Source organism: Microbulbifer pacificus, assembly GCF_002959965.1.
GTDB lineage: Bacteria > Pseudomonadota > Gammaproteobacteria > Pseudomonadales > Cellvibrionaceae > Microbulbifer > Microbulbifer pacificus_A.
This window is the reverse complement of sequence record NZ_PREV01000002.1, coordinates 1-11,106: the sequence shown is the minus strand read 5'-3', so window position 1 is coordinate 11,106 and position 11,106 is coordinate 1. Positions and strand designations below refer to the sequence as shown.

The window sequence follows — 11,106 nt, the reverse complement described above, 5'->3', positions numbered from 1 at the left end:
CGTAAAGAGTTAAAACTTACACAAGTTGATTTTGCTAAGGAAGCGAACATTTCAACGAATTATTACGCAAGTCTTGAACAAGGGAAAAATTCACCCAGTTTAGAAGTTCTTCAGAGGATTGCGAAAGCCTTGGATGTATCTGTACTTTATTTATTAAACGATAGAATTGACGACATGGAAGATCGAGTGGAAAAAGAAGCTTCAAGATTAAAGGATCTTTTTAAAAGCATTCCTAAAAATCAACTGGATGTTGCGGAAGGATTAATTACTCAAGCTGCACGTCTTCGAATTCTGCTAGATGATAACTGGAAAGATATTCTTGAGTATGGGGAATATGAAAAATTTAAGCAAAGTGAAAGCCAGGTTCCTTATGATCGAAAAAGGCCGATTGTCGAAACTTATGATAGTCGTGATAAAACCTATCAATCTATCATTAAACAATTAACTGACTTGTTGCCACATAGGAAAGTTGATTCCAAAACAAAGTTATTGAGACGATAGCTTATGTTAAATAATCAGTATGTTGAAGAATATATAAAAAAATGGAAATGTGGCAAAATTGTACTTAACAAAAAAAGGATTTTATTATTAGGTTTAATTGAAAAAGAAATACTTCCAAGAGATGACTTGTATTATTTTGATGAAGAACAAATTAATAACTATATTGAGTTCAGTGAAACTTGGTATTTTGAATTAGATGAATGGGAAATGTTTATAGCCCCGTTCATTTTTTTATTTCGAAAAGAAGATGATGAACCTGTATTCGACGAATTTGTAATTAATATGGGTCGTGGTGGAGGAAAGAACGGTTTTATTACAACTCTAGCAAATTATTTTATCAGTCCTTTACATGGAATAGATAAATATCATATTTCGATTGTGGCTAATAGTGAAGACCAGGCTAAGACAAGTTTTCAAGAATGCTATGATACAATCACAAATGTTGAAAATGAAACACTTAAAGAAACTTTTGAAGCTTATAAGAGTAGCATTACTTGCCATGATACACAAAGTTCAATTAAGTATAAAACAAGTAACGCAAAGACAAAAGATGGCGGGCGAGAAGGTGCTGTTATCTATGATGAATACCACGAGATGGAAGGTACTGAGGTAGTCGATGTATTTTCCGGTGGTCTAGGAAAAGTGGACTGCGGTAGACAGTTTTTTATTGGTACAAAAGGTTTTATACGAGAAGGGTTCTTTGATATTAAGTATCGTGAATGTGAAGATATTCTAAACGGACTAATTGAGTTTTCTGGTGTTTTTCCATACATTTGCGAATTAGATGATATAGCGGAAATGGATAATCCGGAAAAGTGGACAAAAGCAAATCCTGCTCTTCAACAACCTTTAAATAAACGTGGTAAGAGATTGTTTAACAAAGTAATGAAAGAGTATAAAAAATTGGTTTATAATCCTTCAGGACGTTCTGCATTTGTTACAAAGCGAATGAATTTCATTGAAGATAACATGGAAAATTCCGTTGCTACTCGTGAAGAATTAATGGCAACGAATCGACCGTTCTTCAAGTTGGATACGAAACCAATTGGATCTTTAGACTTTGGAAGTGTACGAGATTTTGCTACTTGCGGTTTGTTATTCAAAAAGGGTGAAGAGTATGCTTTTAAATCATTCACCTATGCAATCAAACATTTTTGTGATGTTCATTATGGCTATTCCAATACGGCAAATGATTTTGGTACCGAAAAGAAAGCTCCTATCAAAAAGTGGGAAAAGGATGGTCTTATGAAGGTGGTAGACGAACCTTCCTTAAATCCAATGCACATTGTTAATTGGTTTGTAGAAATGCGTGAGAAATACGGTGTAGAAAAGATCATTGCTGATAATTATAAATTGGATATATTACGACCCTTGTTAGAAGCGGAAGGTTTTGAAGTAGAACCAATCCGAAGGCCTTCAAGCATTCATCCACTATTAGCTCCGAGAGTGGAAGATGGATTCGCAAATCATAAATTCATATTTGGTGACAACCCATTAATGCGGTGGTTTACCAATAATGTGTTTGTCAAAGAAACCCAAGCCGGGAAAATATTCGAGAAAAAAGAAGCAGTAAAACGTAAAACAGATGGATTCCAAGCTTTTGTTCATGCTTTATATCGCGCAACAGAGTTAGAGGATGAAGTTGATATGGATGAAACTTTCGATGCCCTTGATGCATTAGTTTTCTAAAGGAGGTGAGTATTAAAGGTGGGATGGCTTGATAAAGTATTGAGAAGGAACAGCGAATTGGAGTCATTATTTGATTTAGACTTGTTTGAAGAAACACACCATAGAGCCTATTTAAAACACATGGCCATGGAAACATGTATTAATTTTATTGGCAGAACCATTAGCCAATCGGATTTTAGATTTATGAAAGATGGAAAAAGGCAGCTTAATGATTGGCATTATTTATTAAACATTCGTCCAAACACCGATCAGAGCGCTGCAGACTTCTGGCAACATTTTATTTATCGTTTAATTGATGAGAATGAAGTTTTGGTTATCTTGACGGATAGCAATGACCTGTTAATTGCAGATGATTTCGAGCGTGTAGAGTATGCCGTTTATCCAGATATTTTCCGCAATGTAACAATCAAAAATATGACATTTCAAAGGTCCTTTCAAATGGATGAAGTGATTTATATGACATATAACAATGAAAAGCTTAGCAAGTTTATGGATGGCATGTTCAAAGATTTTGGAGATTTGTTCAGTAGGATGGTTGAAATTAGCATGAGAAATCATCAAATACGTGGAACTGTAGGGATAGATGTCAACCAGAAATTAGACAAAGATAATCAAGGGAAACTACAAACTTTTATTGATAAGTTGTTCGCTTCTTTTAAGAAAAATACAGTTGCCCTTGTACCGAAGTTAAAAGGATTTGAGTATGAAGAAGTTGCCAAAGGTGATGGAAAAGGGCAATCGATTGAAGAAATAACTAAGTTAAAACGAAGTCTTACGGATGATGTGGCGAACATCTTAGGCATACCTACTGCTTTAGTACATGGAGAACTAGCAGAGTACGAAACAAGTATGAAGGCATACGTAAAGTTTTGCATTGGCCCATTGGTCAAAAAAATATCCGATGAATTAAATGCAAAATTAATAGAAAAAGACAATCACTTAAATGGTGAGCGGATTGACGTGAAGGGTGTCACTGAGAAGAGCGTCATTGAGAATTCAGAAGCCGTTGATAAGCTCGTGGCTAGTGGAGCTTATACTAGAAATGAAGTTCGTGAAAAATTCGGTGATGAACGTTCCGATGATCCGGAGTTAGATAAATTTGTAATTACGAAAAATTATCAATCTGCATCTGAAGGAGGTGAGAATTGATGCCAAAACGAATTAATGTAAAAGGAGCCATTGTATCCAGTGATATCGCATGGATATATGATCTATTCGAAATTGAACATACGTCACCTAAGATGATTTTTGATCAAATCGAAGAGGCAAATGGTGATAGCTTAGAGGTTATTATCAATAGTGGTGGAGGCGATGTGCATTCTGCATCTGAAATCTATACGGATTTAAAATCATATGCAGGTCGAGTGGAGACACGAATCGTAGGTTTGGCTGCTTCTGCTGCTAGTGTCATTGCAATGGCTGGTGATAGAGTGTTAATAGCGCCAACTGGAGAAATGATGATTCATAACTCTTCTACTGGATCTCGTGGAGATCATAGAGATATGAGCAAAACCTCCGAAATGCTCCAGAATACAGATAAGACCATTGCAAATGCTTACCGTCTAAAAAGCGGATTAAAAGAAAAAGAACTTCTTGACCTTATGGGAGAGGAAACATGGTTAACTCCTCAAGATGCACTTGGAAAAGGTTTGGTTGATGAAATCATGTTTGAAAATGAGATTAAGCTTTCTGCCAGTTCTGGAGTTACAAACTTAATCCCACAAGAAGTGATTGATGGAATTAGACAAGGGAAGCTAAATAAGGAATCAAATAGTAAACAGTCTATTGATAAAGAAGCCGTAAAACAAATGTTTGCGGAATTTAAACAAGAAATATTAGCTGAGTTACAACAAAATACAAAACCAACGAATGAACCTAGTGATCCTGCCCTAACGCAGAAAACACGTAAAGGGTTCATTTTTTAATTTAAATTAATTGGAGGAATGAGAAATGACGATGAAATTAAAAGGCAAGATGGACAATTTTAAAGCAAAAAAAGAAGCTTATATGGAGTTAGTTAAAGCAGAAGAACAGGATGCAGAAAAACTTTCCAACGCGTGGGATGAAATGCAAAACGCACTTGCAGAGGATTTAACGGAAAAGATTACTGCAGAAGTTCGCACACAACAAACGGATGCACAAATCCTTACCGCTCGTGGTCAGAATGTATTAACATCTGCAGAGAAAAAATTCTTTAATGAAGTTATTACTTCTGAAGGTTTTGACGAAGATTCTATTCTTCCGGAGACTACACAAGAACGAGTGTTTGAAGATTTAGTCGAAGCGCATCCTTTGCTTACTGAAATTGGATTACAAGATTTAGGGGCTGTTACTCGCTTTATTAAATCGGATCCAACGAAAGCTTTTGCATGGGGCAAACTGTTTGGTGAATTCAAAGGGCAAATTGGTGCTGCATTTACAGAGGAACCCATTAGCCAATTAAAACTTACCGCTTTTGCAGTTATTCCGAAAGATATGCTAGAACTAGGCCCAGAATGGGTTGAACGTTACACTCGTACGGTTTTAGTTGAATCCTATTCAGTTGGTTTGGAATATGGATTTGTAAATGGTCGTGGCCCTAATCAAAATGAGCCAGTTGGATTAATGAAAAATGTTGATACTGAAACAGGTGCAGTAACAGACAAAACTTCTTCAGGCACATTGACATTCGCACCTTCTCAGTTTGGTGAAATTGTTGCTGGAGAGTTACACGATGTTATTAAGGAACTTTCTACAGACGCAAAAGAAAAAGCGCGTAAGGTTCTTAATAAAATAGTAATGGTGGTTAATCCTATGGATGCGATTAGTGTACAAGCTCGTAACACCATTCAAACTAATACTGGCCAGTGGGTGACTGCTTTACCGTACAATATAAAAGTTGTTGAATCTGAAGAGGTGCCAAGTGGTAAAGCGGTATTCTTCGTTAAAGGGAAATATCTTGCTGCTATTGCTGGTGGATACAAAACGAATAAGTTTGATCAGACATTAGCGATTGAAGACGCAATGTTATATACGATCAAACAGTTTGCTAACGGTAAGCCAGAGGATAATAAAACTGCCCTTGTTTATGACTTGGATATTAAATTCACTCAACCAGGTGAAGAAACTCCAACAGAACCAGAAGGCGCATAAGTTGGGAGTGATCGACTTGGTCACTGATGATCTATTAAACGAATTTAAAAATCGAATGCATATATCCCATGATACTGAGGATGACAATTTAAAAGAGTTGTTGTCCTTTTCTATTGCATTTGTGGAAGATAAGTGCGGAGAGTTTAGGCTCGAGGGAGAAAGCAATATCGATAAGAGGGCAAAAGAACTTGTATTGGAACGAACTCGATATGCTTATAATGATGCGGTCGAGTATTTCGACGACAATTTTTTGAGCGCTATTGTTGGGTTAGGATTAGATATGGCTCTTTCAAAAGAAGGTGATTTTGTTGAGGAAATTTGAATATAAACCACCTCGTATCCATTCGGGAGAACTACGTACACCAGTCACTTTTTATGAGTATGCACCAAAACCGGGTCTAGATCCTGGAGAACAAGAGAAGAAAGTTTTGTATGAATGCATGGCAAAGGTTGATAAAGTTTGGTTAAAAGATCTTGAACGTGCTAAAACAAACGGTACTGTATCAGATGTGACAGTAACTATTCGAGATCCGCACGCTGACTATATCCCTACCGATAAACACTATCTATCTATTGATCATCCTTACTATAAGGACATGAAATATAACGTTAAAGATGTACTTCCAGACCTTCAACAAAAGGATTTTATTAGTATTGTTGGGAGGTTTGAGAAGTGAGTGTAAGAATGCGGGGATTAGATAAGACGCTCAATCAACTGGAACAAAAGCTTGGAGAACAGGCTATGCAACGAATCAGCGATAAAGCACTAATGGATGCAGCAAAAGAGTTTGAAAGAACGCTGAAGTCCGAGTTTGAGAGTTTTCGAGATACAGGCGGAAGTATAGAAGAAATCACATTAAAAGGGCCAGAAACAATAAACGGTGTTCGCACTGTTATTGTTCACTGGAAAGGTCCAAAAGGTCGTTATCGCATTATTCACTTGAATGAGTGGGGAACGGTTAAAAATCCAAGTCCAAGAGGTAAAGGTGCAGTTGCTAGATCAACGAAAAACAGTGAAAAAGCATTTCGCCAGGCAGTACGTAATGCGTTGAAAGAAGGCTTGTAAATGGACATTATGAATTTAGTTTACGAAACCTTAATTGCGGATCCTTTTATCTATGAACAAGCAGGAAAAGAAGACAGGATTAAGTCATATGAATATCCAAAGTCTGCTGATGTTGATAACCCTTTTATTGTTATTGATCCAATAGATGTGCCTACTCCTAGTGATTTTGCGGACGACACTTGGATAAAGTTCGATTGTCTAATACAAATTGATGTATGGACAAGAGATAGAAAGAAATCAATTGCAATTGCCAATAAGATACGTGATGTTATGTGGAATGAATTTGGGTTTAATCAAAACTCGGGACCACAGGAATTCGATAATGTTGTTTTTCGAGATGCCAGAAGGTATCGAGGTAAATTATATCGAGAAGACTTTGACAGCTTATAGGCTGTCTTTTTTTATTACAAATAAGGAGTGAATCAAATGCCAGAAAAAAATTATAAATCTTCTACAGGTGTAGATGGATTTTACTATGGAATAATCGGTGATGGTACTGTTGCAGAAACAGTGGAAAGAGTAAAATTCTTGCAGACCATAACTGTTGAAATGCCACAGGAACCGGTGAGAGCACATGGCGATAACATTACTGCTGAAATGGCGATTAATAGTGGAGACATTTCTATAACTGCAGGATTTCATAAGATACCGCTGGAAGATAAACAAAAATTGCTTGGGTGGGAAGTGATAGAAGGTATTACAGCAACAAGTAGCAACGATAGCCCACCATATGTAGGTGTTATCTTCACGAAGACATTCCAGGATGGATCCCGCGAATATGTTGGATTACCAAAAGGGATGTTTACACGTCCAAATGTGACAGCCAATTCAAAAGGAGAAAGCACCGAATTTTCTTCTGAGGAAATAGCAGCACAATTTATGGATCGAACTGTTGAAGGATTCGACGAAGAAAAGTCAGCGTTATTTGCGTATGATGAACCAGGAGAAACGACAAATCGGGATGCTTTATTCATAAAGATTTTTGGTGTACCACACCCTGATGCAGGCACACCAACAGAACCGGAGGGAGCTTAATATGAGTAAACTAACAATTCCAGAAATCAAAAAGCAGTTGGAAGAAAAAAATATTGAGTATAAAAGCAACATGAAACAGGACGAGCTTCTTAAACTCTTGAATGGAGAGCAGGGAAAAAAGTCAAGCGAACCTGATACATCTGCAGAAGAGGAAAACAACGAAACGAAGGAAGAGGCTAAACCTAAGCGATATGTCGTTGTCCATGACTTCAAAGATTTAGAAGACAATGGGTTTGTTTATTTTAAAGGCGATCCTTTTCCGCGCAAAGAAAATAAAGATGTTGAAGAAGAACGAATCAAAGAATTATCAAGCATTAAGAATAAACGAAATAGAGTTTTGATTAGAGAGCAGGATTAATTCCCTGCTCTTTTTCTTTATGAAAGGAGAATATTATTATGGCTGAATTAGTAAGAAATATGATGGAACTTGTTAAAAACCCAGAGGAAGTTGCAAATGGTGGAGAAGTCGAAATGGAAAAATATTGGACTCCTGCTTTTTTACCGTTAAGAGTATCAAGGGATGCAATACAGCTATATAACGAATTAGTTGAAGATGTTGATATTAGTGAAATTGACAAATTTGATAAAATGGCAGACTTTGTTGCTAACGAAATATATGGTGGTAAGTTTACCAAAGATGATCTGTATGAAAGATTGCATGGTCCTGGTGGTAAAGAAGTATTAGAACAACAACTAATATTTGTCGCGCAAGGGCAACAAAGTGCTGAAACAAAAAACTTCCAGGCGAAGAAAAATTAACGGATGAGGATTTTTCTATCGCCAAGCAAGCAGAATACATGGATAAGCTCATCCTTGATTTTATGAAGAGTGGCAAAGACATAAACGAAATATTAGACATGCCACTTTCCTATGTTACGGAATTAATGAGAGATGAAACAAAACCAAAACAAGAGAAATCCTTAATCGCCGCATTTGGCGGATAAGGATTTTTTTATTTTTTTAGAAAGGAGGTAAACCATGCAAAGAATTGAAGGTATGTCCATTGAAATAGATCTGGAAACTATGAAAGTTAATTCTGGATTAACGGATTTGAAATCCTCTTTAAAAACAGTCAACAGTGAAATGAAAGCTAATATGTCTGCATTTGATCGTGGCGATAAATCGGTCGGTAAGTATGAAACCAGGCTAAAAGGTCTTAATAAAAAACTAGAATTACAACGGGCTATTACGGATAAAGCAAAGACAAGCTATGAAAAGATGGTAAAGGAACATGGCGAAGGATCCGTTGAAGCTGAAAAGGCAGCAAGAGAATATAACAATCAATCTGCAGCTTTAAACAATCTGGAACGATACGTTAATAATGCAACGGATGAATTAGAACGTATGAAAGAACAACAACGTATTGCTAATTCCAACTGGACTAAATTTGGTGATGCTTTAGATAATACTGGTGGTAAGTTAATCAACGTTGGAACAGGTATGAAGAATGTTGGTAGTAGTTTAAATAGAAATGTAACCATGCCATTATCTGTTGTTGGTGGGTTAGCTATTAAAACCGGTATGGACTTTGAATCTGGTATGTCTAAAGTTGGTGCTGTTTCTGGAGCTAGTGCTGATGAAATGGGAAAACTTGAAGCAAAAGCACGAGAGATGGGTTCAACAACCGTTTTCAGTGCAAAAGAAGCTAGTGACGCTTTTTATTACATGTCTTTAGCTGGTTGGGATGCCACTCAAATGATGGATGGTATTTCCGGTGTTATGGATTTAGCAGCTGCATCTGGTGAAGATCTAGGAGCAGTATCCGACATTGTAACAGATGGTTTAACTGCATTTGGACTAGCTGCAGGAGATAGCGCAAGGATGGCCGATGTTTTAGCAGCTGCATCTTCTAATGCCAATACAGACGTTAATGGTTTAGGTAATGCATTTAAATATGCTGCACCAGTTGCAGGAGCGTTAGGTTATTCTATTGAAGATACATCAAAAGCGATTGGTTTAATGGCCAATGCTGGTATTAAAGGTGAGAAAGCCGGGACTGCACTACGTACCATGATGACCAACTTAACTAAACCAACCAATGCCATGAAGAAAGAAATGGATAAGCTAGGTATCTCCATAACCGATGGCGAGGGAGAAATGCGCTCGTTTGATGATATAATGGGCGATTTACGAACAAGCCTAGGGGGATTATCCAAAGATCAACAAGCAGCTGCTGCAGCGACTATATTTGGTAAAGAGGCTATGTCTGGTGCTTTAGCAGTTGTTAATGCATCCGAAGATGATTATAAAAAGCTTACCAAAGCTATACAAGAATCCGATGGTGTAGCTGGTGATATGGCCGATACAATGCAAGATAATCTTGCAGGAAGTTTAAAAGAATTACGTTCTATGGTAGAGGATCTATTCATTGAGACATATCAAAACTTAAAGCCTGCCTTAGAAGATACGGTTGAGGTTTTGAAAGATGTTACCCGATGGTTTGCCAACCTTAGCCCAGAAGCGCAACAAAATATTATTAAGTTTGGATTATTGGCAGCTGCAGCGGGTCCAGTGCTGAGTATCTTTGGTCAATTAACTGTAGGAACGGGATTCCTCATGCAAGGCATGGGTGCATTATCTAAAAGCATTGGTGTAGCTAGTGGAAAAGGTACAGCTGGTAAACTAGCAATTTTAGGTAAAGCAGGAGTTGCAGGATTAGCTATTGCTGGTATAGCAGGAGTTACATTAGCGGTTATAGATGCGGTAAAAGAATCAAAAGAGCTTGAAGAAGTCAATTTAGACGTTGCGAACTCTTTACATGATCAAGCTGAAGGATTAGAAAAAAGCGCAGAAACATTCGATAAGTTATCGGATAAGGCTAAAATTAGCAATGATGAACTAGCCACATTAAATGACTTGAATAAGCGTATTTCTGAATCGAGTAATCCTGGGGAAATAAATGAGTTGCAAAAGCAATATGATAATTTAGCGAAGAAAAGTGGATTATCTAAAGATGAATTAAAAAAATTGTGGGATGCAAATGATAATATTATTTCTCAAGCACCAGAAATACAAACGTCTGTTTCCGAAACAGGAAATAAGTTTGCGGAAAATACGGATGAAGTCCGTAAATATATTGACAGTCTTTATGAATCATCTCGAATTGAATTAGAAGCCGAAAGAGCAAAACAACTAGAGAACGAAAAACAAATCAGAATAGACCTTGCAGAATTGCAAGAAGAAGAAGTACGTAAAAAGGAAGACTTGCAATTATTACTAGATGCCCAAAAAATGAGCCAAGAAGAGATTTGGGAAAAAGAAGCAGAACTATCCGATCTTTATTACAACGGTAACTTATCTCAAGAGGAACGAAATGAAATATTTAGAGAAATGGGTGTTCTTCAATCAGCGCTAAACGAGGATGTTGGAGAAGAAATTCAAAAAAGACAAGATGCTTTAGAAGAAGTTCAAAATAGCATTTTGGCAGAAGAAGAAAAACTTGAAAAGGTTGATGCCATCAATCAAGAAATGGCTAACATCATCTTAAAACAAGCTGGAATTAACGAAGAGGGAGAAAAAGGTCTTGCACAACTTGATGAAACGCTGGATAAGAACCAACAAGAACTAGCTGAACTTGATGTGAAATTAGAAAAAAACGGTGTCCTTAACGAGAAAGACCGAGAAAGACGTGATACTCTTCAAGAAATTGTTGGCCAACAACGAGATGCGAAGAATTATATTTT

Annotated in this window: 14 protein-coding genes; all 14 read left to right on the top strand. The window is 37.0% G+C overall.

Going from position 1 to position 11,106, the window contains the following annotated elements; translation table 11 throughout:
• Nucleotides 1-501 (top strand): helix-turn-helix domain-containing protein (locus C3938_RS00100; protein ID WP_105101289.1); only part of this gene is annotated, 501 nt, incomplete at its 5' end.
• Nucleotides 502-504: 3 nt separating this feature from the next.
• Entirely contained in the window at nucleotides 505-2,190 is a 1,686-nt protein-coding gene (locus C3938_RS00095; protein ID WP_105101288.1) for a terminase large subunit domain-containing protein, read from the top strand.
• A gap of 18 nt (nucleotides 2,191-2,208) precedes the next feature.
• Nucleotides 2,209-3,339 carry a phage portal protein gene (locus tag C3938_RS00090; protein ID WP_105101287.1) on the top strand — a complete coding sequence of 377 codons (1,131 nt, stop codon included), beginning with the start codon at nucleotides 2,209-2,211 and terminating at the stop codon, nucleotides 3,337-3,339.
• A complete protein-coding gene (locus C3938_RS00085; RefSeq protein WP_105101286.1) occupies nucleotides 3,339-4,115 on the top strand; it encodes a head maturation protease, ClpP-related in 777 nt (258 codons plus the stop codon). Before C3938_RS00090 ends, C3938_RS00085 begins: the two co-directional genes overlap by 1 nt.
• A 25-nt stretch (nucleotides 4,116-4,140) precedes the next feature.
• Complete coding sequence (locus C3938_RS00080; protein WP_105101285.1) at nucleotides 4,141-5,322, top strand: phage major capsid protein; 1,182 nt, start codon at nucleotides 4,141-4,143, stop codon at nucleotides 5,320-5,322.
• A 16-nt stretch (nucleotides 5,323-5,338) separates the two neighbouring features.
• Complete coding sequence (locus tag C3938_RS00075) at nucleotides 5,339-5,644, top strand: head-tail connector protein (protein WP_233998548.1); 306 nt, start codon at nucleotides 5,339-5,341, stop codon at nucleotides 5,642-5,644.
• Nucleotides 5,631-5,999 carry a phage head-tail adapter protein gene (locus C3938_RS00070; RefSeq protein ID WP_105101284.1) on the top strand — a complete coding sequence of 123 codons (369 nt, stop codon included), beginning with the start codon at nucleotides 5,631-5,633 and terminating at the stop codon, nucleotides 5,997-5,999. Before C3938_RS00075 ends, C3938_RS00070 begins: the two co-directional genes overlap by 14 nt.
• Nucleotides 5,996-6,388, top strand: a complete 393-nt coding sequence (locus tag C3938_RS00065) for a hypothetical protein (protein WP_105101283.1) — start codon at nucleotides 5,996-5,998, stop codon at nucleotides 6,386-6,388. Before C3938_RS00070 ends, C3938_RS00065 begins: the two co-directional genes overlap by 4 nt.
• The gene (locus C3938_RS00060) at nucleotides 6,389-6,778 is read left to right on the top strand and encodes a DUF3168 domain-containing protein (protein ID WP_105101282.1); all 390 of its coding nucleotides are present in this window, start codon (nucleotides 6,389-6,391) and stop codon (nucleotides 6,776-6,778) included. It begins immediately after the preceding gene.
• A gap of 36 nt (nucleotides 6,779-6,814) precedes the next feature.
• Nucleotides 6,815-7,423 carry a major tail protein gene (locus C3938_RS00055; RefSeq protein WP_105101281.1) on the top strand — a complete coding sequence of 203 codons (609 nt, stop codon included), beginning with the start codon at nucleotides 6,815-6,817 and terminating at the stop codon, nucleotides 7,421-7,423.
• A 1-nt stretch (nucleotide 7,424) separates the two neighbouring features.
• A complete protein-coding gene (locus C3938_RS00050) occupies nucleotides 7,425-7,781 on the top strand; it encodes a hypothetical protein (RefSeq protein ID WP_105101280.1) in 357 nt (118 codons plus the stop codon).
• Nucleotides 7,782-7,819: 38 nt separating this feature from the next.
• On the top strand, nucleotides 7,820-8,182 hold the full coding sequence (gene gpG, locus C3938_RS00045) for a phage tail assembly chaperone G (RefSeq protein WP_105101279.1): 363 nt from the start codon (nucleotides 7,820-7,822) through the stop codon (nucleotides 8,180-8,182).
• 38 nt (nucleotides 8,183-8,220) lie between these two features.
• The gene (gpGT, locus tag C3938_RS18000) at nucleotides 8,221-8,367 is read left to right on the top strand and encodes a phage tail assembly chaperone GT (protein WP_199775437.1); all 147 of its coding nucleotides are present in this window, start codon (nucleotides 8,221-8,223) and stop codon (nucleotides 8,365-8,367) included.
• Between the two features lie 34 nt (nucleotides 8,368-8,401).
• Nucleotides 8,402-11,106, top strand: a 2,705-nt coding sequence (locus C3938_RS00040) for a phage tail tape measure protein (protein ID WP_105101278.1), incomplete at its 3' end; no start/stop codon positions are given.